Genomic DNA, 23509 nt, shown 5'->3' on the forward strand with positions numbered 1-23509 from the left:
CTCAGCGCGGCGGCTTCGGCAGCGCTCGCACGCCCGACAGCCCCCACTTGGTGACCGCCCCGATGGTGCCGAGTTCCTCCAGCACGCGCATCTTCGAGCTGCCCACGGCCCGCTCGATGAAGCCGACCGGCACCTCCGCGATGGTGCCGCCGGCCTGCGCGACGCGCACGGCCATGGCGATCTGGAAGGCGTAGGCGTCCACCTGGATCGCATCGAGGTCGACGGATTCCAGGATGCGGGTGCGGTAGACCCGCAGGCTGCTGGTGAGGTCCTTGACGCCGGTGGAGAGCATCGTGCGCGCGTAGGCGTTGCCGACCTTGGCGGCGACGCTGCGCCGCCAGCCCATGTTGCGCACGTCGCTGCCCTCGACGAAGCGGGAGCCGATCACCAGATCCACCCCCGATTGCGAGACGTCCAGCAGCTCCGGCAGCGCGTCGGCGTCGTAGGAGCCGTCGGCGTCGGTGACGACCACCCTGGTCGCGCCTCGCGACATCGCGAAGCGCATCCCCTCGATGACGGCGGAGCGGTAGCCGCGCTCGCTGCGGTGGATGACGAGCGTGCCGGCGTCGGCCTTCGCGAGCCGGTCGGCGAGCTCGCCGGTGCCGTCGGGGCTGCCGTCGTCGATGATCACGAGCTCGGCGTGCGGCACCGACTGGCGCAGCCGCCCCACCGTGCGCTCCAGGCCCTCGACCTCGTTGTAGGTCGGCACCACGATCATGACGTCAGGCATCCGCTCGCTCCTTCCGCTGCATTGCCGTGGCGACTCCGAGGCCGGCCAGGGTGAGGACGCTGCCGATGCACAGGGCCCAGTCGATCCATGCTCCCAGACGGATGCCCGGGGTCACGGTCGTCGACAGCGGCAGGGTCTCGAGCATGGTGCCCGGCTCGTACTGCGGCAGCCGATCGATGATGGTGCCGTCTGGACCGATCATCGCACTCGTGCCGACGGTGGAGACGTTCACGACCGCTCGGCCCGCCTCGACCGCGCGCAGCTGCGCCATCGCCAGCTGCTGCACGTTCTCGGCGGAGCCCTCGCCGAAGTCGGCGTTGTTCGTGGGCGCCAGGATGATCTGGGCGCCGTGCTCGAGCACCATCTCGCGCGCCTGGTAGTCGTCGATGATGTCGAAGCAGATCGCGAGCCCCGCGCTCGTGCCCGCGACATCGAACGCGTTCGCGCTGGTCGGGTCGATCGAGAAGTCGCGCGGGATGAGCTCGAGGAACCCGAGCTGCTCGAGGATGGGCCCGAAGAATTCGCGCTGCGGCAGGTACTCGGCGAACGGCACGGGGTGCCGCTTGCGGTACTCGGCGACAGCCCCCTCTCCCGGCTCGATCTGCAGCAGCGCGTTGTAGGTGTCGTCGCCGTCGCGGGTGACCGTGCCGACCACGAGCGGCGCGTCGAACTCGGTCGCGACCCTGTCGAGCGCGGCGAGGGTCGACGGTGTCTCGTCGGCGTAGAACTCGGCCGCGTTCTCGGGCCACACGAGCAGGTCGAGCTGCTCGCCGGTCAGCTCGCGCGTGGCATCGACGTGCTCCTGCAGGATCTGGCCCGGGATGCGCTCTGCGAGCAGGCCCGCCTCGCTGTCGCCCTGCACGGCACCGACGCGCAGGCTGCCGGACTGCTCGATCGGGAAGCCGGGGATCGCCACGAGCAGGATGAGCGCGATCGCGCCGAACGTGAGCCTGCGACGCAGCATGGTGCGGTGGTGCAGCGCCAGCTGCACCAGGAGCGCCGACACGGTCGCGATGAGGAAGCTGAGCCCGGCGAAGCCCACCCAGCTGGTGGTGTCGGCGAGCGGGCTGGAGGCCTGCGAGTGCGCGAGCCTGCCCCAGGCGAAGCCACCCCACGGCACGGTCGACGAGAGCGACTCCCGCAGCAGCCAGAGGCCGCCCAGCAGCAGCGGCAGCACGGCGAACGAGCCGATCGGGCCCGGCATGCGCGACTCCGCCCACCGCCAGGCGAGCGCCAGCACGATGCCGCCCAGCCCCCACCAGACGGCCATCCACGCGGTCAGGGCGATCAGCGGCACGGGCCCGAGGTACACGGTGATCCACTCGATGTGCAGCAGGAAGAAGATCGCACCGGTCGTGAAGCCCAGGCCGAAGGCGCTGCCGACCCTGCGGCCGCGCAGCGAGAGCAGCGAGAGCGCGACCGCTGGCACGATCAGCGGCCACCAGTCGAACGGCTGGAAGGCGAGCGGCATGATCGCCCCGGCCACGATCGCCGCACCCCACGCGTAGCCGGTCGACAGCGGCTGGCGGGCGCGGGTGCGGGCGACGCGCTGCTTGATGCCGGCACCGGCGAGGGGGTTGACGGTCACAGCGCGGAGCCCGATGCGTCGACGACGCCGCGACGGATGCGCTCCACGGCCTCGCGGGCGGTGCGGGTGAGGCGCTTGGGGGCGACCTGCTCGATCTGCTCGAGCACGTCGATCGTCTGCTTCGTCCAGCGCACGAAGTCGCCCGCGGCCAGCTCGGTGTCGCGCAGCACGCCGTCGAGCGGGTAGCCGCGCGCCCAGCGGTGCATCGCGAGGGTGAGCCCCGTCTGCAGCGGCTCGGAGCCCGGCAGCCGGTGCTCCTGCTCGAGGTCGTCGAGCTGGGCCCAGAGCGCGTGGGTCGCATCCAGTGCGTCGAGGAACTCGCCCTTGGGCAGCATCCGCTGCGGCAGCATGCCGTCGTCGCGGCGGCCCTCGAAGACCAGTGCGCTGGCGAGCGCCGCCAGTGCCGGCGCGTCGAGCCCGTTCCAGAGGCCCTGCCGGATGCTCTCGGCGACCAGCAGGTCGCGCTCGCCGTAGATGCGGCGCAGCACCTCGCCGGCGGGCGAGATGCGCGAGCCCGTCTCGGTCTCCTCGACGTAGCCGAGCGTGCGCAGGATCACGGTGATGCGGTCGAAGCGCTCGGCGATCTCGCCCGTGCGGCGGGCGATCTGCCGCTCGGCCTTCTCGACGTCGCGCTGCAGGCGCCAGTACCGCTCGCCCCATCGGGCGTGCGACTCGCGCTCGGGGCACGCGTGGCAGGGGTGCTGCTTCATGCGGCCGCGCAGGCTCTTGAGCTGCTTCTGGATGCGGTCGTGCTCGCTGTGGCTGAGGTTCTTGCGCTGCGCGTCGCGCTCGAGGTCGCTCAGCTCGCGCCGCAGCGTCGCGTACTCGGAGAAGTCGCCCAGGTGGCAGCGCATCGACTCCTCGTAGCCGGCCAGGCTCGCGCGCTGGTCGACGACGCGGCGCGCCAGCTGCACGACCGAGCGGTCGGCCTGGAACTGCGCGAACGAGGTCTCGAGCACCTCGCGGGTGCCCGGCACGCCCAGCCGATCGATGAGGTTCACCGCCATGTTGTAGGTGGGCTGGAAGCTCGAGTGCAGCGGGTAGGTGCGCCGGGAGGCGAGCGAGGCCACCTCCACCGGCTGCAGCTTGCCGTTCCAGAGCACGACCGCATGGCCCTCGGTGTCGATGCCGCGGCGGCCGGCGCGGCCGGTGAGCTGCGTGTACTCCCCCGGCGTGATGCGCACGCGTGCCTCGCCGTTGAACTTCTCGAGCTGCTCGAGCACGACCGTGCGGGCGGGCATGTTGATGCCGAGCGCGAGGGTCTCAGTGGCGAAGACCACCTTCAGCAGGCGGGCGCGGAAGAGCTCCTCGACCACCTCCTTGAACACCGGCAGCAGGCCGGCGTGGTGCGCGGCGACGCCCCGCAGGAGCCCGTCGATCCACTCGTAGTAGCCGAGCACGGCCAGGTCGGCGTCGTCGAGCAGCCGCGTGCGCTCGTCGACGATCGCGCGGATCTCGGCGCGGTCCTCGGGGCTCGTGAGCCGCACCCCGCCGTCCACGACCTGCTGCACGGCGCCGTCGCATCCGGCCCGGGAGAAGATGAAGTCGATCGCCGGCAGCATCTCGTGCCGGTCGAGCTGCTCGATGAGCGCCACCCGGTCGACGCGTGGCGGCCCGCCCCAGCTGCCCGGTGCCCGGCGGCCGCCCTTGTCGGGGCGGCGGGAGCGGTGACGGTTGTGCCCGCCGCGGTCGCGGTGGCCGTGCGCGGCGGAGTCGGCCAGGTCGCTGCCGCGCGCCAGCTGCTGCAGCTCCTTGCTGGGGCGGTGGGTGTCCTCCCCCGCCTTCGAGTCAAACAGGTCGACCAGGCGGCCCTTGATGTGCACGTGCGCGTCGAGCGGCACCGGCCGGTGCTCCGAGACGATCACGCGGGTGTCGCCGCGCACGGCGTCGAGCCAGGCGCCGAACTCCTCGGCGTTCGAGACGGTGGCAGAGAGCGAGACCATCCGCACGTGCCGCGGCAGGTGGATGATCACCTCCTCCCACACCGCCCCGCGGAACCGGTCTGCGAGGTAGTGCACCTCATCCATCACCACGTATTCGAGCTGCGAGAGGTCGCGGCCCTCGTAGAGCATGTTGCGCAGCACCTCGGTGGTCATCACCACGATGCGCGCGTCGCCGTTGATGGAGGTGTCGCCGGTGAGGAGGCCGACGGATGCGCTGCCGTAGACCTCGGTCAGCTCACGGTGCTTCTGGTTCGACAGGGCCTTCATGGGCGTCGTGTAGAAGACGCGGCCGGTGGGCGCCTCCATGGTGAGGTGGATGGCGAACTCGGCAACGACCGTCTTGCCCGCCCCCGTCGGTGCGGCGACGAGCACGCTCGAGCCGTCCTCGATGGCCTCGCAGGCCTCGCGCTGGAAGGGGTCGAGCCCGAAGGGCATGGCGCGGGCGAACGCGTCGGTCGCGATCGTCATCCGGTCACCGCGCTCATGCATCAACCTTGGCAGAGGCAGCCGCGCGCTTGGCGCGCCGCCGGTCGACGAGCAGCGCGATGCCCGCGGCAGCGAAGTAGAGCACGACCATCGGCACGGAGATGATGAACATGCTCCACACGTCGCCGGCCGGCGTGACGAAGGCGCCGAACAGCGTGGCCGTCAGGATGGCCCAGCGCCACGCGCCCAGGATCGCCTTCCCCGAGACGACGCCGGCGAGGTTGAGGAAGACGACCACGACCGGCAGCGTGTAGGCGACGCCGGCGGCGAAGACGAGCTTGAGCGAGAAGTCCCAGTAGTCGGTCGCGCCGAGGAAGGCGGTGAAGCCGTCGGGCGTGAAGCCGACGAACAGGCGGATGATGCGCGGCAGCACGAACCAGCCGGTCGTGCAGCCCGCGATGAACAGTGGCACGGCGGCGGCGATGAAGCCGAACACGTAGCGGCGCTCGATCGTGCGCAGCGCCGGCACGATGAAGGCGAGCAGCTGCCAGATCCAGATCGGGCTCGAGATGATGATGCCGAGCAGGAAGCCGATGCGCATCTGGACGTCGAAGGCCTGGGTGATGTTGGTGATGTTGAGCTCGACGTCGAGCCCCGCCGCCTGCAGTTCGACGAGCGGCGCGCTCAGCAGCCGCAGCAGCGGCTCCGCGAGGAAGAAGCCGCCGATGGCGGCCGCGACGATGGCGGCACCGGAGATGTAGAAACGCCGCTTGAACTCGCGCAGGTGCTCCGCCAGCCGCATGCGGCCTTCCAGCTTCGACTGCCGCTCAGCCGTGCGCCCCTTGCGGGCCATCGGCTACTTCCGGTCGGTGCTGGCGGTCGAGTCGCCGCCGTCGGGGCCGGCGGCGTCGTCCTTCGCACCGTCGCCCTTGACTTCCTTCTTCAGGATGTTGACCGACTGCCCGAGGCTGCGGGCGAGCGCCGGCAGCTTCGTCGCACCGAAGACGAGCACGACGATGATGAGGATGATCCACCAATGCGCTCCCGCATTGCCGAGAATTCCACCCATGATCGCCTTCCGCCCTGTCCTGGTCGTCACCCATCCTACCGGCATCGCGGTGGGCCGGGTGCGTCAGTCCCGCGGCGTCTGCTCCCGCTCGCCGCTCGGGCCGCCGAGCGCGTCGACCGCGAAGCGGTGCATGGCGCGTCGCAGGCTGGCCGGTGCCACGATCTCGGCGTCTCCGCCGCAGGCAGCGACAGCGCGCAGCACGGCCGGTTCGCTCCACACCTCGATGTCGAGCCGCACGCGCTCGCCGTCCACGGAGACCGGCTCCGAGGTGGCGTAGTCGCGCAGCATGGCCGCTGCCGCGCGGGTCGCGACGACCTGTGCACTGCCCGTGACCGTGCGCTCCCGCTCGGGCAGCGCATACGGCCATGCATCGTGCGTCGGCTCGATCGCCTCGATGCGGTCGAGCCGGAAGGTGCGCATGCCCTGCTTGTCGAGGTCGGCGGCCTCGACGAAGACCTGGCCCTCGTTGAGGTTGAGCGCCACCGGCGCGATGCGGCGGCGCTGCGTGCCGGCCCCGGGCTTGCGGTAGTCGATCGCCAGCACGGAGCGGTCGCGGATCGCGTCGCGGATGCGCTGCGCCGCCAGCGGCACGGCGAGCGTGTCGACGGCGACCGTGTCGGCGCCCTGCGAGGCGGCGCTGCGGAGCTTGTCGCGCAGCGCCGCGACCCGTTCGGGCGCTGCCTCCGTGTAGCCGGCGACGAGCGTCAGCCCGGCGATCAGCGCGCTCGCCTCGCGCGGCGAGAGGCGCACCGTCTCGTCCTCGAAGGCGGGTCGCATGGTCACCGAGATGACGTCCTGCTGCTCGAACGCGTCGAAGTCGATGTCGAAGCGGATGAAGTCGCCGGCGCCGTCGGGCACCCCGGCCATGAACACCCGCTCGACGGCCTCGCGGATGCGCTGCTCGGGCACGCCGAAGTGGGCGGCGGCCTCCTGCACGGTCACCGACCCGGATGCGGTGACGTACTGGATGAGCGAGAGCAGCAGGCCGATGCCCCGCTCGATGCGGCTCTCGCTCACGATGCAGCCTCCCCGGTGGCCTCTGCATGGGCGTCGCGGATGCGCTCGAGGCGCTGGCGCACGAGCTCGCGCTGCTCGGCAGGCCAGGCGACGGCGACGTCGGAGCCGAAGCCGGTCAGCTCGTCGGCGATCAGGTGGCGGTCGGCATGGTGGACGACGAGCAGGCCGTCCTCCTCGCTCGTGTCGCGGCGGTGCCGAAGCCGGATGTCGGCGTCGCTGCCGGGCAGCGCGTGCACGCCCACCGAGGCGGTCGCCCAGATCTCCTCGAGCTTGGCCAGCGCAGTGGTCGCGGCATCTCCCGGCGCCTCGAAGGGCTGCTTCGCCGCGCGATCCTTCACGGGTGAGACGATGCGCTGCATGAGGAAGGTGCGGGTGTCCTCGGCGCCGAGGTCGTGGCCGACCAGCATCCAGCGGCCGCGGAACAGCACCGCCGCCCACGGCTGCACCGTGCGGCTGCGGGGTGTCCGCTCCCCCGGCTTCAGGTAGTCGAAGACCACCTCGCGGCGGCGGTCGGCGGCGCGCTTCAACGCCTGGAAGGCGCTCTCGCGCGGCCGCTGGCGCGGCTGCAGGATGGATGCGGTGGCCGGCTCGGCGCCGTCGGGATCGCTCGTGCGACCCGGGGTGCGCTCGAGCGGCAGACCGCCGCGGAACTCGGGGTCGGCGCGCAGCTTCAGCGCCGCGCGCTGCGACTCCTCGGTCAGGCCGCCCTCGTGCCACACGCGCAGGGCGAGATCGAGCAGGTCGCGCTCCTCGGCGTCGAACTGCAGCTCTGCGGGTGAGCCGAGCACGCCGTCGAGCACGCGATAGCGGGCCTCCTGGTTGCTGTCATCGCCCGGCGGCTGCACGACGTCGATGACGATGCCGTGCTCGCGCAGCGCGTCCTTGTCGCGCTCGAACATCCGCTCGAGCGCATCGCCGACCGGCTGGCCCTGATAGCCGGCGACGCGCACGAAGAGCTCGTGCTTCGTGAAGCCGACGCTCGTGTCCACGAGCGCGAGCAGCAGCGAGAACTGGCGCTCCTCGGCCTCGACGCGATTCATCGACGAGTCGCCGTCAGTCGGCGACGGGCTCGAGCCGGTCGAGGATGTCGATCACGAACAGCAGGTGATCGCCGTCCTGGACGCTCGCTGGGCGGGTCGCCGGGTCGCTGTAGCCGAGCTCCTGCGGGATGGACACGACGATCTGGCTGCCGACCGGCTGGCCGACGACCGCGTCGACGAAGCCGGGGATCAGGCCCGGGTCGTCCATCGACCAGGCCACGGGCGCACCCTTCTCCCATGAGGAGTCGAGCACCTCCTCGCGCTCCCAGATGACGCCGGTGTAGTGCAGCAGCACGGTGTCATCCGCTGCGATCGTCTCGCCGGTGCCCTCGATGCTCTGCATGATCGTGAGCTCCTCCGGTGCGGGGCCGCCGGGGAAGGTGACGCCGGGGCGGCCGTCGGTGGCGAGGGCGATGGCGGGCATACCCTGCTGGCCGGGGCGCGCGTTGCCCTCAGCACGGCCCGGGTAGGCGCCGGTGATGTCGAGCACGACGACGGCGGTGTCGGCCGCCGCGATGTCCATCTGCGGCGACTCGGCGCCGGGGCCGAAGAGGCTCTCGATGGTGGTGGTGAGCACGATGGTCGAGCCAGGTGCTGCGCAGGTGACCGCCTGGCTGAGCGCCGTCTCGCCGCCGGCCGACAGGCGCAGGGCATCCGCGGCCGGTGCGTCGGAGCCGGGCTCGGGATACGAGCTGGTGATGATCATGCCGGTCTTGCCGGAGTAGACGACGTAGTTCGCGTCGACGACGTCGCCGTCCTCGACGCGGTCAGCGTCGCCGCCGATGAGCGTGGCCTGGTCGCCCTCGGACACCAGCGGGATCTCGAAGTCGACGGTGGGCGCGCCCTCGGTCTGCTCGACGCTCACCTGGTTCGACGCGGCCCCGGCGGGCAGGGTCGGCATGCAGCCGTCGATGCTGCCTGCAGGTGCCTGGCAGGCGGTGAGACCGGCCGCGGCGACGAGCAGCGCGGCGATCATGAGGGGGCGTGTGCGCACAACGATGCCTTTCAGAGATCGGGACCGGGTCAGTCTACCTGCGCGCCGTCGACGCCTGACGCTGCCCCGCCAGCCGGCTCGGAACCCGCCGCGATCGCTTCCGCCTGCCGCTGCGCGTCACGGCGTGCGCGGCGCGCGCGCTTGGCGCTCGGGGTGCGATCGCCCACCGCGCCGGGAGTCCATGCCTCGATGTCGGCCTCGGCGAAGTCTGCCTTGGCCGCTCGGCGGCGGAACGAGGGCAGCTCGACGCCGTCGGCGATGCGGCGGGCGGTCATCAGGAAGCCGGTGTGGGCGACCATGCGGTGGTCGGGCCGCACGGCGAGGCCCTCGACGTGCCAACCCCGCACGAGCGTCTCGGACGACTTGGGCGCGGTGAAGCGGCCGTCGGCGCGGATGGCCTCGACCGTGCGCGAGAGCTGCGTCACGGTGGCGACGTAGCAGAGCACCAGGCCACCGGGGCGGAGCGCGGTGGCGGTCGCGTCGACGCACTCCCACGGCGCGAGCATGTCGAGCAGCACGCGATCGGCCTCGCCATCGCCCACGTGCTCGCCCAGCTCGTCGGTGAGGTCGCCGAGCACCGTCTCCCAGTTGCCGGGGCGCTCGCCGAAGAACCCCGTCACGTTCGCCTCGGCGACGTCGCGGAACTCCTCGCGTCGCTCGAAGGAGACGAGTCGGCCCGTGCCGTGCAGCGCGCGCAGCAGCCAGAGCGAGAGTGCGCCGGAGCCGACGCCGGCCTCGACGATGGTGAGATCGGGGTGGATGTCGGCGAAGCCGAGGATGTGGGATGCGTCCTTGGGGTAGATGATCGCCGCCCCCCGCGGCATCGACATGATGTAGTCCTGCAGCAGCGGGCGGATCGCCAGGTGCTCGGCCTCGCCGACGGTGACGAGCGAGCCGTCGTCCATCCCGACGACCGCCGAGTGCGGCACGGCGCCCTTCTGGGTGCCGAACTGCTTGCCCTCGGTGAGCACGATCGTGTACATGCGCTGCTTCGGTCCGGTCAGCTGCACCACGTCGCCCCACTGGAAGGGGCCGGTCCTGCCCATCATGCGCGGGCCTGCCCGATGCTCGCCGCGAGCTCGGCCACGGTGCGGTCGGCGAGGCTCGGCCAGTGCACGATGCCGGGCAGCTGCGAGACGTCGACGGCGTGCGGCACGCCGATCGTCGTGAGCCCGGCTGCGAGCGCGCTGCGCGCGCCGTTGAGCGAGTCCTCGATCGCGACGGCGCGCTCGGCGCCGACGCCCAGCATCCGCAGCGCCTGCAGGTAGGGCTCGGGGTGCGGCTTGCCCTCCGTGCACTCATCGCCGGCGACGGTCACGGTGAAGGGCGCGCGGCCGAGCCGCTCGGCGAGGGCGGCCTCGACGCGGTCGACGATCTCGCGCGTCGACATGGTCACGAGCGCCACCGGCACCTCGGCCTCGAGCAGCGCGCGCAGCAGCTCGAGCGCTCCGGGCCGCATGGGCAGCTCGTCGCCGATGGCTCCGAGCACCTCTCCGACCAGGCGCGCGACGATCGCATCCTCGTCGAGCGGCACGCCCTTCGCGATGAAGACGCGCGCGCCGTCCCAGAGGTCGACACCGACGAGCGCCTCGGCCTCCGCAGTCCCCCACGGGATGCCGTGCTCTGCGGCCAGGCGGGCCTCCGCGGCCATCCACTGCGGCTCGGTGTCGATCAGGGTGCCGTCCATGTCGAACAGCACGGCATCGAGGACGGGTGAGACGGCGTGAGGAGCGGGCGAGGTCACCGCGACAGCCTACGACGTGCCTCAGGCGCTTCGGCCGCGCGGCGACAGGAACACCCATCGGAGCGGAGGCAAGCCCCACAACGCCAGGACCCTTGATGAGGACGGCGACGACTGGGGCGGCACCCGTTTTTCCACAGCCTGCCGCTCTGCCCGCACCCGTGTGGGTGGCCTCGGCTAGCCTTGTTCGAACAGGCATTCGAGAGTCGTGTGGGTGGCCGCATCTACTCTCGTCGCGACGGACGGAGTCGATGGTGACCGAGCAGCAGATGGGCGTGGCGGTGGATGCCGCGCGTGCCGTGCTCGATCGTGTCGATTCGCTCGCGGCCGCGCCGGTCGCGGTGGTCGAGGATGTGCTGGCGGGTACGGCGGCGCTGTCGCGGATCGTGGATGCGTTGCAGGTGCGGCTGGCGGGTCTGGTGGAGGAGCGCTCGAAGGGTCCGGCCGATCGGCAGATCTGTCGCGCGATGGGGCGGCGGAGCGCGAAGGAGGCGCTCGCGCAGTCGTTCGGCATCCGCGCCCGCGATGCGCAGCAGCTGCTGTCGTTGGCGGCGATGACGAGCCCGGGGATGTCGCTGACCGGCGCCGAGATCGCGGTCAAGTACCCGCGGGTGGCGGCGGCGATCGACGCGGGCGCGCTGTCGCTGGAGCAGGCGCGCACGATCGTGGGCGCCTTGGAGCCGGCGGCGCCGCGCGCGGATCTGGAGCGGCTGGCGTGGGCGGAGGGCCTGCTGGTCGAAGCTGCCACCGATCGCGACTTCCCGCTGGTGCCCGAGCGGCTGGTCGATCAGGCGCGCCTCTACGCCGCGGCGATCGATCCGGACGGGGTGCTGCCGGCGGACGAGCGGCAGCGCACCGAGCGGTCGTTCCGCATCTGGCGCGAGCGCGGCGGCTGGGGCTGGCGCGGCTGGTCCCCGGCCGAGGATGGCTCCTCGCTGAAGGCCGTGGTCGACGCGCACCAGGGTCCGCGGGTGAAGGTCGCCTTCCGCGACACCGGCCACGATGGCTGCGGCGAGGCGTGCGGCGACGACTGCGACGCCGGCCGGCACGTGGACCTCAACGGCAACCCCGCCGGCGACGACTCGGGCGTGGTCGACGACCGCACCAAGGATCAGCGCGCGCACGACATCATCATCGGCCTCGCCCGCGGCCACGCCGCCTCCGGCGATGCGCCGGTCGCGGGCGGTGAGGCGCCCACGCTGGTGTTCACCGGCACCATCGACGCGTTCAACGCCTTCCTGCACGACCGCCCCTGCCCCGATCGGACGCTCACGATCGAGCACACCGGTGATCTGGTGCCGATCGAGACCGTCGCCCGGCTCGCGTGCGATTCGACCATCCACCACGCCGTCGTCAACGGCGTCGGCCAGGTGCTCGACCTGGGCCGCACCGAGCGGCTGTTCAACCGTGCCCAGCGGCGCGCGCTGGCCGCCCGCGACAAGGGCTGCCGGGTGCCCGGCTGCGGCATGCCCGCCTCCTGGTGCGAGGCACACCACATCACCCCCTGGGACGACGGCGGCCCCACCGATATCGACTGGGGCATCCTCGTCTGCGTCTACCACCACCACGAGATCCACGCCGGCCGCCTCCGCGTCGAAGCCGCCAGCCCAGAACCCGGCCACTGGCGCATCATCCCCCAGCTGCGCCCCACCGACCGCTACGCACGCACCAGCCGCAGGGGCGAGGCGTCGACGCCCCGCAGCGCCGGCAGCGTCGCGGCAGCAGCGACGCCCGCGCTCGCCATCAAGCTCCCCGACGACGCCTTCGATACCGAGATCTCGCCGCCGACACCCATGACGAGGGCGCCGCGCCGCCGCACGACCACGCGACCGCGACCACACGGCGTCGAAGTACGACCGGAACCGCGGCCGCACCGCGTTGAAGTACGACCGGAACCGCGATCGCGCGGCATCGAACCGCGAGTCCGCGCACTCCTCGATCGCCGGTCCAGCCCACCCGGCCGGCTGATCGCGCTCGATCTCGCACCGCCGGCCCACATCGTGATGCAGCTGTGAACCTCTGCGCCCGACGAGGACGCCACCGGCTGGTGGTGCGGGCAGGCATCGCCGGCGTCGACCTGGCCGACTTGCGTCCACGGCAAGAGCGAGACCATGGCCGCCAGCGGGCACCTCGACATGGCAGCACTGAGGCCGACGGACCGTCAACTCCAGACCGCGGGCCGCGGGCTCTCGCGCTCACCCCGCGTCAGGCACTGCATCACCTATGCCCTCACTCGCTGGGTGAGACACCTCGCCCGCTCTCAGCTCCAGCACGCGCGCGTAGAGTGGCCGTTTGACGCGAGGAGGTGCCGTCAGTGGCACGAGGACCCATCGAGGGTCGCATCATGGTCGTGGCCTTCGAGGGCTGGACGGATGCGGGCGACGCCGCGAGCGGTGCGGTGCGGAAGCTGATCGAGGCATGCGAGCTCGAGGCGTTCGACGAGATCGAACCCGAGGACTTCGTCGACTTCGCACTGCACCGGCCGGTGGTGCGCACGCTCGAGGACGGCACACGTGCGCTGCAGTGGCCCGCCACGATCGCGTACGCACCCACCCGGCCCTCCAGCAGGACCGCGCTCGCCGCGGACGCCGGCCTCGACGTCTCCTCCGGCAACGAGGGAGAGGTCTTCGCGCTCGTCGGTGCCGAGCCGAGCCGCAACTGGACGGCCTTCGCGGCGGAATTCCTGGAGATCGCGCGTGGCTGCGAGATCGACGCGATCGTCTTCGTGGGCGCGATGCTGGCCGATGTGCCGCACACCCGCCCGATCTCGACCTCGATCACCAGCGACAGCGCCGAGCTGCAGTCGCGGCTCGGTGCGGTCGCCAGCGACTACGAGGGCCCGACCGGCGTCATGTCGGTGCTGGCGCTGCTCGCCGGCGAGGCAGGCATCGCGACCGCATCGCTGTGGGCATCGGTGCCCCACTACGTGCACAACGCCTCGGCGCCGAAGGCCGTCGTGGCGCTGCTCGACCGGCTCTCGGAGCTGCTCGACGTCACCATCCCGCTCGGCGACCTGCCGGAGCAGGCCGGCGAGTGGGAGCGCGGCATCGACGAGATCACCGAGCGCGACGACGAGATGCGGGCCTACATCGGCAAGCTCGAGGAGCAGCGCGACGCCGTCGAGAGCCCCGAGGCGAGCGGCGAGGCGATCGCCAACGAGTTCGAGCGCTTCCTGCGCGATCAGGGCCCGAAGCCGCCTCGCCAAGGCGGCAGCAGCACGCCTCCCCCGCCGTCCGCCGGTCCGCGCACCGACGACCAGCTGGACGACGACGCGCCGCCGGTCTGAGCATCGATCGGCGCGGCCTCAGCCGGTCGCGTGCGTCAGCGCGCCGCCACGGCGGACAGATCGATGCCCAGCAGAGCGTCGATCGCAGCGAGGCTGCCTGCGTCGGCGGGGGCGCGCTGCATGAACGCGTCGACCGCCTGCAGCGCGGCCGGCGTGTTCAGGTCGTCGGCGAGCGTCACGCGCAGCCACGGCACGACCGACTCCGCCAGCGACGGGTCGTCGTCCGGGGTGGTCGACCACGCCAACCAGCGGTCGAGCCGCTGCTCGGCGACCTCGAGCTCGTCGTCGGCCCACTCCCAGTCCTGCCGCCAGTGGTGGTCGAGCAGTGCCAGGCGCAGCGCCGCCGGCCGGGCGCCCTGCTCGAGCAGCCTCGACACCAGCACGAGGTTGCCGAGCGACTTCGACATCTTCTCGCCCTGATAGGCGACCAGACCGGCGTTGAGCCGCGTCATGCTGAACAGCGGCGCACCGAGCGCGATGGCGTGGTGTCCCTGCAGCTCCTGATGCGGGAAGCGCAGGTCGCGGCCGCCTGCGGCGACCGTGAACGGCGATCCCAGCTCGTCCATCGCGATGACGGTGCACTCCAGGTGCCAGCCCGGGCGCCCGCGGCCGACCGCCGAGTCCCAGGCGGGCTCCCCGGGGCGCTCCGCGCGCCACAGCAGCGGGTCGAGCGGCGAGCGCTTGCCAGGGCGGTCGGGATCGCCGCCGAACTCGCGCGTGAGCTCGAGCATCTGCGCCGCATCGGTGCGGCTGCCCTCGCCGACGGCGAACCGCCGCGCGCGCGTGGTGTCGAACAGCACGTCCTCGCCCAGGGCTCCCTCGCCCTCGGGCGCCGCCAGTCGGTAGGCGTCGCCGGAGTCGAGCAGTCGCCGCACGGCGTCGCCGATGGGCTGGATGCGCTCGGTGACCGCGACCCAGTGGTCGGGCGGCAGGATGCGCAGCGCCTCCATGTCGGTGCGGAAGAGCTGCTGCTGCCGCTGCGCGAGCTCGCGCCAGTCGACGCCGTCGCGCTTCGCGCGCTCGAGCAGCGGGTCGTCGACGTCGGTCGAGTTCATCGCGGTGCGCACCTCGATGCCGGCGTCGAGCCAGACGCGCGTGAGCGTGTCGAACGCGAGGTAGGTGAACGCGTGGCCGAGGTGAGTCGCATCGTACGGGGTGATGCCGCAGGTGTACATGGATGCGGTGGGCCCGTCGGGCACGACCACCCGGGCATCCGTGCGCACGTCGTGGACGCTCGGGCGGGTGCCCTCGCCCGCTCCGAACGCATCGAGCGAGGGCACCACCGGACGCTGCCAGCTGTGCATCAGAGCGCCTCGATCCAGCCGGCGCTGAGCGCGAGCAGCAGCAGCACGCCCAGCACGATGCGGTAGACGACGAAAGGCATGAAGCTTCGGCGCGAGATCCAGTCCATCAGCCACTTGATGACCCCCAGGCCGACGATGAAGGCGACCGCGGTCGCGACGATCGTCGGGCCCATGCCCAGGCCGACGGAGCTCGGCTCGCTGACCGCCTGGATGGTCTCGTAGATGCCGGCGCCGAAGACGGCCGGGACGGCGAGGAAGAACGCGTACTTGGCGGCTGCGGGCCGTTCGTAGCCGAGCGCGCGGCCCATCGTGACGGTGGCGCCGGATCGCGAGACACCGGGGATGAGGGCGAGCACCTGGGCGACGCCGATCAGCAGCCCGTCCCTGTAGGTGGTGGTCTCGAGCGTCTTCACGCGGCGGCCCAGCATGTCGGCGATGCCGAGGATGATGCCGAAGACGATCAGCACCGTCGCCGTGATCCAGAGGCTGCGCAGCTGGTCGCGGATGAGGTCCTGGAAGAGCACGCCGGCGACCACGATCGGCACCGTGCCGATGATCACCAGCCAGCCCATCTTCACGTCCGGGTCGCTGCGGTCGGTCTTGCCGGAGAACTGCTGGAACCACTTGGTGATGATGCGGGTGATGTCCTTCCAGAAGAAGATCACCACCGCGAGCTCTGTGCCGATCTGGGTGATGGCGGTGAAGGTGGCGCCGGGATCCTCAGCGCCCGGCAGGAAGAGGCCGGCGATGCGCAGATGGGCGCTGGAGGAGATGGGCAGGAACTCGGTGGCGCCCTGCAGCGCACCGAGCAAGATCGCGATCAGCCAGTCCATGGGTTCAGCAGAGTCCTCAGTAGGTCAGCAGCAGGTCTTCGAGCACGTCGGTGCCGAATTCGAGCGCGTCGAGCGGCACGCGCTCGTCGACGCCATGGAACATCGCCGCGAAGTCGAGATCCGGCGTGAGCTTGAGCGGCGCGAAGCCGTAGCCGGCGATGCCGAGCTCGGAGAGCGCCTTGTTGTCGGTGCCGCCGGAGAGCATGTACGGCAGCACCGGTGCGCCGGGGTCGTGCCTGCCGATGGCGGCAGTCATCGACGTGACCAGCTCGCCGCCGAAGGGCTGCTCGAGGCCGACGTCGCCGTGCACGAGCTCCACCTCGATCTCGTCCCCGACCAGCTCGCGGATGGCATCCAGCGCCTCCTGCTCGCGGCTCGGCAGCGGGCGCACGTCGATGCGCGCCTCCGCGACCGAGGGGATGACGTTGTGCTTGTAGCCGGCCTCCAGCATCGTGGGGTTGGCCGTGTGACGCAGGCTCGAGCGCAGGAAGCGCGACACCGATCCCAGCTGCTCGGCCACCGCATCCGGGTCGTCGTCATCCATGCCGAGCAGCTCGGCGATGCCGGCGAAGAGCGCGCGCGTGGTGTCGGTGTACTCGACCGGGAACTCGTGCGCGCCGACAGCGGCGACGGCGCGGGCGAGCTTCGTGACCGCGTTGTCGCGCATGTGCTGCGAGCCGTGAGCGGCGGTGCCCCTGGCGCGCAGCAGGATCCACTGCAGGGCCTTCTCGGCGGTCTGCAGCAGGTAGGCCCGCTGCCCGGCGATGTCGATCGAGTAGCCGCCCACCTCGCTGATGGCCTCGGTGGCGCCGGCGAAGAGCTCCGGGTGGTTGCGCACCAGGAACTGCGAGCCGTACGCGCCGCCGGCCTCCTCGTCGGCGAACAACGCGATCACGAGCCCGCGGCGCGGCCTCCTGCCGCTGGCGAGGATGCGCTCGAGCGCGACCAGGATCATCGCGTCCATCTGCTTCATGTCGACCGCTCCCCTGCCCCACAGCAGGCCGTCGCGGATCTCGCCCGCGAAGGGGTCGACGCTCCACTCGCTCGCGTCGGCGGGCACCACGTCGAGGTGGCCGTGCACGACCAGCAGCGGCAGCGAGGGGTCCTCGCCCTCGATGCGGGCGACGACGCTCGCGCGGCCGGGCGCCGACTCGAAGGTCTCGCTCGCCACGCCCATCGCGGTCAGCACCTCGGTGACGTAGGCCGCCGCATCCGCCTCGCCGTTCGAGCGGCCGCCGCCCCAGTTCTGGGTGTCGATGCGGATGAGGTCCCTGGCGATCTGGGCGGTGCGGGTCAGGCGGTCGGTCACCACGCAAGGCTAGTCGTTCGGGGCTGCGCGCACCGCCCGCGCCGCGGCTAGCCTGAGGGCACCCGCCAGACGCACGAAGGAGCAGGATGCCCGAGCGCTCGAGCACGTACACGTGGTCCGACCCGTCGATCGGCCTGCAGGTGATGCCGACGATGCCCGGCATCGACTACCTGCGGGCGATGCTCGCCGGCGAGCTGCCCGGACCGCCCATCGCCGACCGCATGGGCTTCACGCTCGAGTCGGTCGATCCGGGCACCGCCGTCTTCCGCTGCACGCCCGACGAGTCGCACGCGAACCCGATCGGTGCGATCCACGGGGGTCTCGTCTGCACGCTGCTCGACTCGGCGCTGGGATGCGCGGCGCACACGACGCTGCCCGCCGGCACCGGCTACACCTCGATCGAGCTGAAGGTGAGCTACCTGCGCCCCGTGCGCGCCGGCGACGAGCTGACCTGCACCGGCACCGTGGTGAAGCCGGGGCGCCGTGTCGTCTTCGCCGAGGGCGAGGTGACGGATGCGTCGGGCCGCGTCGTCGCGACCGCCTCCGGCACGCTGCTGGTGATGCAGCTCGACGCCCCGGCAGCATGAGCGATGGTCGTGAGCGCGTCGCGGGCCGTGCTAATGTCTTCTCTTGGTCCACCAAGTGGTCCGACACCTTGCGCGGGTGGCGGAATTGGCAGACGCGCTAGCTTGAGGTGCTAGTGCCCGTATTAGGGCGTGGGGGTTCAAGTCCCCCCTCGCGCACAGGCAGAGGCCCGGAGCTCATCGCTCCGGGCCTCTTCTCGGCTCGCGACGCGGGCCGCGCACAGGCTGCGCGAGTAGCGTCGCCGCATGTCGTTCTTCAACTCCATCCGCTCGGCCGGCTTCCGCCGCGGCCCCGCTCGCCTGCTGGCAGGCATCGGCGGCGGCATCGCCGCCAAGACCGGCGTGAACGTGTGGCTCGTGCGGCTGCTGATGCTGCTGCTGTTCGCACTGCCGGTGGTCGGCTGGGGCGCCTACGCGGTCGTCTGGATACTGACGCCGAACCAGTCGGGGTCGATCCCGCTCGAGCGCTGGCTGGGCCGCTGAGCCTCAGCTGTCGAAGCCGCCCTCCAGGCGGCTGCGAGCGCCCGGCTGCGTGAGCCGCACGACGCTCACGAGGCCCTCCGCCGACCAGGTGCTGCGGCGGATCTGCAGGCAGGGCTCGTGCGACTCGATGCCCAGCACCGCCGCCTGCTCGTCGGTCGGCAGCACCGCCTCGATCACCAGCTGGGTGCGCGTCAGCGGCGCGACGCGGCTGAGGTAGTCGTTGGGCGTGGAGCTGGTGAAATCCTGCTGCAGATACTCCGGCACGAGGGCCGGGTTGACCAGGCGATCCTCGAGCTGGATCGCGGTGTCGTCCTCGAAGTGCACGATGACCGAGCGGTAGACCCGGTCGGTCATCGAATCGGCCGCGAACGGCCGGTCGTCGGCGTCCTCCGCGGCGAGCGAGATGAGCCGGGTGCTGTGCCGGTGCCCGCGCCGCTGCACCTCGTCGGCGATGTTGCGCACCTCGAGCAGCGGCGAGACGGCCCTGGTCTCGGCGACGAAGCTCCCCACGCCCATGCTGCGCACGATCGCGCCGCTGTCGGCGAGCTCGCGCAGCGCCCGGTTGACGGTCATGCGCGAGATGCCCAGCGCCGCCACCAGCTGGTGCTCAGACGGCAGCCGCTCACCCTCACCCCACTTGCCGGTGCGGATGCGGTCGCTGATGACCCGCTTGATGCGCTCGTACGCCGGCGTGCCGTCGCCCCCGGTCGCCTCGAACTCGCGGGCGAGCGAGGCGGTGTCGACCTGCATCACGCGGCTCCTGGTGCGGTGAGCGGGACGCGGCGCACCGCGATCCGATGGATCAGGCGCGCGGCGACGCGCGCCGTCCTGCGGTCGATGTCGAACGCCGGGTTCAGCTCTGCGACGTCGACGAGTGCCAGCTTCCCGCTCGCGCTCACCCGGTCGCACACGTGCTGCACGATCTCGAGCGGCACCCCGAACGACGCCGGCGCCGAGACGCCCGGAGCGATCCATGCCGGCAGCACGTCGAGGTCGATCGTCAGGTACAGCACGTCGATCGCGTCCAGGAAGCCATCCAGGAAGGCGTCGACGGATGCAGCGGTGCGGCAGTCGTCATCGAGCAGGTGCCGCACGCCGTGGTGCGCCGCGGTGTCGAACAGCGCGCGCGTGTTGGACGGCTCGCTGATGCCGAGGACGGCGTAGTCGATCGGGCGGCCCAGTGCCCGCTCGCGCTCGAGCGCCTGCAGGAACGGCGTGCCCGAGGACGCCCGGGGCGCGCGCCGCAGGTCGAAGTGCGCGTCGAGGTTGAGCACGCCCAGCCGCGGCCGCGCATCGCGCAGCGCGGTGTCGGCGATGCCGAGGTAGCTGCCGTAGGCGATCTCGTGCCCGCCGCCGAGCCCGATCGGCAGGTGGCCGGCATCGATCACGCTGCGGAGGATCTCCCCCAGGCGCTCCTGCCCTTCCTCGAGCGCGTCGCCCTCCACGCGCAGGGTGCCGGCGTCGTAGGCCGTGAGCGGCGCGGCCAGCGCGAGTGGGCCGAGTGCCGCGCGCAGCGCATCGGGACCGTCGACCTGGCCGGGCCTGCCGTCGTTGCGCCGCACGCCCGCGTCGCTCGCGAAGCCGACGAGCACGACGCCGGGCACCGCATCCGCCCCCTCGTGCACTGCGGCATAGGGCTGCACCGCGGTGTGCCACCGAGCGTGCTCGGCGCCCGGGCCGTCGTCACGGCCCGACCACGCGGGCGGCTCGAGGTGACCGGTCCTCACCGTCACCGCGCCTGCTCGGCGTCACGGATGACGGGTGCCATCGGGATGCGGACGCCGCGCTCGACGGCGACGTCGGCGGCGCGCTGGTAGCCGGCGTCGACGTGACGGATGACGCCCATGCCGGGATCGTTCAGCAGCAGCCGCGAGAGCTTCTCGGCGGCCAGCTCGGTGCCGTCGGCGACCGAGACCTGCCCGGTGTGGATCGAGCGCCCGATGCCGACGCCTCCGCCGTGGTGGATGGAGACCCAGGTGGCGCCGGAGGAGGCGGCCGTGAGGGCGTTGAGCAGGGGCCAGTCGGCGATCGCGTCGGAGCCGTCGGCCATCGCCTCCGTCTCGCGGTAGGGCGAGGCGACCGAGCCCGAGTCGAGGTGGTCGCGGCCGATCACCACCGGCGCCGAGAGCTTGCCCTCGGCGACCAGCTCGTTGAAGCGCAGCGCTGCACGGTGGCGCTCGCCGTAGCCGAGCCAGCAGATGCGCGCGGGCAGTCCCTCGAACTCGACGCGCTCCTGCGCGGCGCGGATCCAGCGGTGCAGGTGCTCGTTCTCGGGGAACAGCTCGAGGATCGCCTCGTCGGTGACGCGGATGTCCTCCGGGTCGCCGGAGAGCGCCGCCCAGCGGAACGGGCCGAGGCCCTCGCAGAACAGCGGGCGGATGTACGCGGGCACGAAGCCGGGGAACTCGAACGCCCGGTCGTAGCCGCCGTGGCGGGCCTCGTCGCGGATGGAGTTGCCGTAGTCGAACACCTCGGCGCCGGCGTCCTGGAACTCGACCATGGCCGTGACGTGCGCTGCCATCGATGCACGGGCATCCGTCGTGAATGCCTCCGCGTCGGCCGCGGCTCGCTCCTGCCACTCGGCGACGCTGTAGCCGATCGGCAGGTACGAGAGCGGGTCGTGGGCGCTGGTCTGGTCGGTGACGATGTCGATCGTGATCTCGCCCGCCCGGTGGCGACGCAGGATCTCGGGGAAGACCTCTGCCGCGTTGCCGACCAGTCCGACCGAGTGGCCGCGGCGCTCCTCCTTCGCCTGCTGCACCCTGGCGAGCGCGTCGTCGAGGTCGGCGGCGACCTCGTCGAGGTAGCGCTTGCCGACGCGCCGCTGCAGGCGCGCCTCGTCGACGTCGACGACGAGGCAGGCGCCGTCGTTGAGGGTCACGGCGAGCGGCTGTGCACCGCCCATACCGCCGCATCCGCCCGTCAGTGTGATGGTGCCCGCGAGGGTGCCGTCGAAGCGCTTGTCGGCGATCGCGGCGAACGTCTCGTAGGTGCCCTGCAGGATGCCCTGGGTGCCGATGTAGATCCAGGAGCCGGCCGTCATCTGGCCGTACATCATCAGGCCCTCGGCCTCGAGCTTGCGGAACTCGGGCCAGGTCGCCCAGTCGCCCACCAGGTTGGAGTTCGCCAGCAGCACGCGCGGCGCCCAGACGTTCGTGCGGAAGACCCCGACCGGCTTGCCGGACTGCACCAGCAGCGTCTCGTCGTCCTCCAGATCGCGCAGCGTGTCGACGATCGCGTCGAAGGCGGCCCAGCTGCGGGCGGCGCGGCCGGTGCCGCCGTAGACGACCAGGTCGTCGGGGCGCTCCGCGACCTCCGGGTCGAGGTTGTTCATGAGCATGCGCAGCGGCGCTTCGGTCTGCCAGCTCTTCGCCGACAGCGCGGTGCCGCGCGGGGCGCGGACCTCGCGGGCCTCGTGACCGGGGGAAGTGACCTGCATCGGGTGGCTCCTCTTCGAGCGTCGTGGTGGTTCGGTGCTTGTATGGTGCTGTCTATACAGGTTGCGTGTCAAGCGTGTCGCGCGTCGAGCGCTCCCCGGACGATCACGACGATCGCGAGCGCTACGGTTGCGGCATGACGACGCTGTTCTCGAGCATCCGCGCATCCGGATTCCACCGCGGGCCGGATCGCATGATCGGCGGCGTGTGCGGCGGCATCGCCCGCCACACCAACACGAGCGCCGGCTTCGTTCGGCTGCTGACCATCCTGCTCGCGCTCACGGTCGTCAGCTGGTTCGTCTACCTGATCGTGTGGGTGCTGACACCCGACGAGCTGGGCTCGATCCCGCTCGAGCGCTGGCTCGCGCGGGGCTGAGCGCTCCTCAGTCGCCGCCGCTGGGCCCGGTGTCCTCGCGCTTGCGCTCGCGGCGCAGCATGCTGGCCGGCACGACGGTGGCCGCGCCGAAGCGGTCATGCACGGCATCCATCGCGCGCTCGGCGCTCCCCCACGTCTCGGTGTCGTCCCAGAGCAGCCCGTGATCGGCTGCGGCCTGCACCGAGCTGGCGCGCACGCCCAGCAGCCGCACGGGCGGCAGCTCGCCGAGCTGCTCGAGCAGCGACCAGGCGGTCTCGACGATGACGCGGGTGACGTCGGTCGCCTCCGGCAGCGTGCGGGAGCGCGTGATGGTCCGGAAGTCGTGGAAGCGCACGGTGAGTGTGACGGTGCGCGCCTGCACCCCGGCGTCGCGCAGCCGACGGCCGACCCCGGTCGCGAGCCGCAGGATCTCACCCTGCTGCTCGGCGCGGTCGGTGACATCGCGGAAGAAGGTGTGATTGTGGCCGAAGGACTTGTCTTGCTCGCGCTCGGTGATGGCGCGCGGGTCGCGGCCCCAGGCGAGATCGGCGAGGTGGCGACCGGTGGCCTCGCCGAACCAGGAGCTGAGCCGCTCCGGCGAGGTGTGCGCGACGTCGGCGATGGTGTGGAGGCCGTAGCGGGCCAGCCGCTCCTGCTGCGCCGGCCCCACGCCCCACAGCGCCGAGACGGGCTGCGGGTGCAGGAAGTCGACGACCCGCTCGTTCGGCACCACGAGCATCCCGTCGGGCTTGGCCCGTGAGGAGGCGAGCTTGGCGACGTACTTCGTGCCGGCGGCCCCGATGGAGGCCACCAGCCCGGTCTCTGCGTGAATGCGGGCGCGCAGCGTCGGCCCGATGCGGTTCGCGCCGCCGGCGAGCCGCCGGAGCCCCGCGATGCCCACGAAGGCCTCATCGATGCCGAGCCGCTCGACCTCGGGAGAGGTCTCGTCGAGGATGCCCATCACCTGCTGCGACAGCCGTGAGTAGAGCGCGAAGTCGGGGTCGAGGATGATCGCGTTCGGGCAGAGCCGCAGCGCCCGCGCCATCGGCATCGCCGAGTGCACGCCGTACTTGCGCGCCTCGTAGGTGGCGGCGGTGACCACCGAGCGCGACGAGTCGTGGCCGATGACGACAGGCCTGCCGAGCAGCTCTGGCCGGGCGAGCAGGGACGCCGAGGCGAAGAACGCGTCCAGGTCGACGTGCAGGATCGTCGCGGTCGTGTCGTCGACCTCCGGACCCGAGACCAGTCGGTTCGAGCCGTCCTGCTTGCTCACGCCTCCATCGTCCCACGCGGTGCCCACGTCCACCCGCGGCAGGGCAAGATGGATGGCATGCAGCACCCCGGCACGGCGCACCCTGGCAGCTCCCACC

At 71.9% G+C, this 23509-nt stretch carries 22 protein-coding genes and 1 tRNA gene; 6 read left to right on the plus strand and 17 right to left on the minus strand.

Going from position 1 to position 23509, the window contains the following annotated elements:
• Position 1: 1 nt before the first annotated feature.
• From J1M46_RS04110 to J1M46_RS04155, 10 genes are read right to left on the minus strand one after another with little or no spacing between them, the layout of a single operon-like run.
• Positions 2-730 (minus strand): glycosyltransferase, encoded by a 729-nt coding sequence (locus tag J1M46_RS04110; protein ID WP_206446660.1) that lies wholly within the window; start codon positions 728-730, stop codon positions 2-4.
• Entirely contained in the window at positions 723-2318 is a 1596-nt protein-coding gene (gene lnt, locus J1M46_RS04115) for an apolipoprotein N-acyltransferase (protein ID WP_206446661.1), read from the minus strand. The genes J1M46_RS04110 and lnt overlap by 8 nt, the downstream gene beginning before the upstream one ends.
• A complete protein-coding gene (locus J1M46_RS04120; RefSeq protein WP_241249010.1) occupies positions 2315-4729 on the minus strand; it encodes a DEAD/DEAH box helicase in 2415 nt (804 codons plus the stop codon). Before J1M46_RS04120 ends, lnt begins: the two co-directional genes overlap by 4 nt.
• Before the next feature lie 13 nt (positions 4730-4742).
• Positions 4743-5540 carry a twin-arginine translocase subunit TatC gene (gene tatC / locus J1M46_RS04125; RefSeq protein ID WP_241249012.1) on the minus strand — a complete coding sequence of 266 codons (798 nt, stop codon included), beginning with the start codon at positions 5538-5540 and terminating at the stop codon, positions 4743-4745.
• A 3-nt stretch (positions 5541-5543) separates the two neighbouring features.
• Positions 5544-5786: a twin-arginine translocase TatA/TatE family subunit gene (locus J1M46_RS04130; protein ID WP_342384267.1), complete on the minus strand. Its 243-nt coding sequence runs from the start codon at positions 5784-5786 to the stop codon at positions 5544-5546.
• A gap of 33 nt (positions 5787-5819) precedes the next feature.
• Complete coding sequence (locus tag J1M46_RS04135) at positions 5820-6773, minus strand: WYL domain-containing protein (RefSeq protein ID WP_206446663.1); 954 nt, start codon at positions 6771-6773, stop codon at positions 5820-5822.
• Complete coding sequence (locus J1M46_RS04140; RefSeq protein ID WP_206446664.1) at positions 6770-7813, minus strand: helix-turn-helix transcriptional regulator; 1044 nt, start codon at positions 7811-7813, stop codon at positions 6770-6772. The genes J1M46_RS04135 and J1M46_RS04140 overlap by 4 nt, the downstream gene beginning before the upstream one ends.
• A gap of 13 nt (positions 7814-7826) precedes the next feature.
• Entirely contained in the window at positions 7827-8807 is a 981-nt protein-coding gene (locus J1M46_RS15725; RefSeq protein ID WP_206446665.1) for an FKBP-type peptidyl-prolyl cis-trans isomerase, read from the minus strand.
• Positions 8808-8836: 29 nt separating this feature from the next.
• Positions 8837-9856 (minus strand): tRNA (adenine-N1)-methyltransferase, encoded by a 1020-nt coding sequence (locus J1M46_RS04150; RefSeq protein WP_446698555.1) that lies wholly within the window; start codon positions 9854-9856, stop codon positions 8837-8839.
• Positions 9853-10551 (minus strand): HAD-IA family hydrolase, encoded by a 699-nt coding sequence (locus tag J1M46_RS04155; protein ID WP_206446666.1) that lies wholly within the window; start codon positions 10549-10551, stop codon positions 9853-9855. Before J1M46_RS04155 ends, J1M46_RS04150 begins: the two co-directional genes overlap by 4 nt.
• Positions 10552-10802: 251 nt before the next feature.
• Here J1M46_RS04155 and J1M46_RS04160 point away from each other — a divergent pair, with 251 nt between their 5' ends.
• Entirely contained in the window at positions 10803-12563 is a 1761-nt protein-coding gene (locus J1M46_RS04160) for a DUF222 domain-containing protein (protein WP_206446667.1), read from the plus strand.
• Between the two features lie 299 nt (positions 12564-12862).
• Positions 12863-13834 carry a PAC2 family protein gene (locus J1M46_RS04165; protein WP_342384268.1) on the plus strand — a complete coding sequence of 324 codons (972 nt, stop codon included), beginning with the start codon at positions 12863-12865 and terminating at the stop codon, positions 13832-13834.
• Positions 13835-13869: 35 nt separating this feature from the next.
• Here the strand turns inward: J1M46_RS04165 and J1M46_RS04170 are convergent, their stop codons facing one another.
• Genes J1M46_RS04170 through J1M46_RS04180 form a run of 3 tightly spaced genes read right to left on the minus strand, consistent with a single transcriptional unit; the run spans position 13870 to position 17280 of the window.
• On the minus strand, positions 13870-15138 hold the full coding sequence (locus J1M46_RS04170) for a cysteine--1-D-myo-inosityl 2-amino-2-deoxy-alpha-D-glucopyranoside ligase (protein WP_206446668.1): 1269 nt from the start codon (positions 15136-15138) through the stop codon (positions 13870-13872).
• Positions 15138-15971: an undecaprenyl-diphosphate phosphatase gene (locus J1M46_RS04175; protein WP_206446669.1), complete on the minus strand. Its 834-nt coding sequence runs from the start codon at positions 15969-15971 to the stop codon at positions 15138-15140. The genes J1M46_RS04170 and J1M46_RS04175 overlap by 1 nt, the downstream gene beginning before the upstream one ends.
• Before the next feature lie 16 nt (positions 15972-15987).
• Positions 15988-17280: a M20/M25/M40 family metallo-hydrolase gene (locus J1M46_RS04180; RefSeq protein WP_342384269.1), complete on the minus strand. Its 1293-nt coding sequence runs from the start codon at positions 17278-17280 to the stop codon at positions 15988-15990.
• Between the two features lie 86 nt (positions 17281-17366).
• Between J1M46_RS04180 and J1M46_RS04185 the strand changes: the two genes are divergently transcribed.
• The 3 genes from J1M46_RS04185 (at position 17367) to J1M46_RS04195 (ending at position 18347) form a co-directional block, all read left to right on the plus strand.
• On the plus strand, positions 17367-17867 hold the full coding sequence (locus tag J1M46_RS04185) for a PaaI family thioesterase (protein WP_206446671.1): 501 nt from the start codon (positions 17367-17369) through the stop codon (positions 17865-17867).
• Positions 17868-17937: 70 nt separating this feature from the next.
• A tRNA-Leu gene (locus J1M46_RS04190) sits at positions 17938-18023 on the plus strand.
• 87 nt (positions 18024-18110) lie between these two features.
• Entirely contained in the window at positions 18111-18347 is a 237-nt protein-coding gene (locus tag J1M46_RS04195) for a PspC domain-containing protein (protein WP_206446672.1), read from the plus strand.
• A gap of 3 nt (positions 18348-18350) precedes the next feature.
• Here the strand turns inward: J1M46_RS04195 and hutC are convergent, their stop codons facing one another.
• Genes hutC through hutU form a run of 3 tightly spaced genes read right to left on the minus strand, consistent with a single transcriptional unit; the run spans position 18351 to position 21786 of the window.
• Positions 18351-19097 (minus strand): histidine utilization repressor, encoded by a 747-nt coding sequence (gene hutC / locus J1M46_RS04200; protein ID WP_206446673.1) that lies wholly within the window; start codon positions 19095-19097, stop codon positions 18351-18353.
• Positions 19097-20080, minus strand: a complete 984-nt coding sequence (gene hutG, locus J1M46_RS04205; RefSeq protein ID WP_206446674.1) for a formimidoylglutamase — start codon at positions 20078-20080, stop codon at positions 19097-19099. The genes hutC and hutG overlap by 1 nt, the downstream gene beginning before the upstream one ends.
• Positions 20077-21786: a urocanate hydratase gene (gene hutU, locus J1M46_RS04210; RefSeq protein ID WP_206446675.1), complete on the minus strand. Its 1710-nt coding sequence runs from the start codon at positions 21784-21786 to the stop codon at positions 20077-20079. The genes hutG and hutU overlap by 4 nt, the downstream gene beginning before the upstream one ends.
• Before the next feature lie 134 nt (positions 21787-21920).
• Between hutU and J1M46_RS04215 the strand changes: the two genes are divergently transcribed.
• Positions 21921-22160: a PspC domain-containing protein gene (locus J1M46_RS04215; RefSeq protein ID WP_206446676.1), complete on the plus strand. Its 240-nt coding sequence runs from the start codon at positions 21921-21923 to the stop codon at positions 22158-22160.
• Positions 22161-22167: 7 nt separating this feature from the next.
• On the opposite strand, the gene dinB is transcribed toward J1M46_RS04215, so the two are convergent.
• Positions 22168-23412 (minus strand): DNA polymerase IV, encoded by a 1245-nt coding sequence (gene dinB, locus J1M46_RS04220; RefSeq protein ID WP_206446677.1) that lies wholly within the window; start codon positions 23410-23412, stop codon positions 22168-22170.
• Between the last annotated feature and the right edge of the window lie 97 nt (positions 23413-23509).

The sequence above is a fragment of the Agrococcus sp. KRD186 genome (assembly GCF_017168255.1).
In the GTDB taxonomy this organism is placed as follows: Bacteria; Actinomycetota; Actinomycetes; order Actinomycetales; family Microbacteriaceae; genus Agrococcus.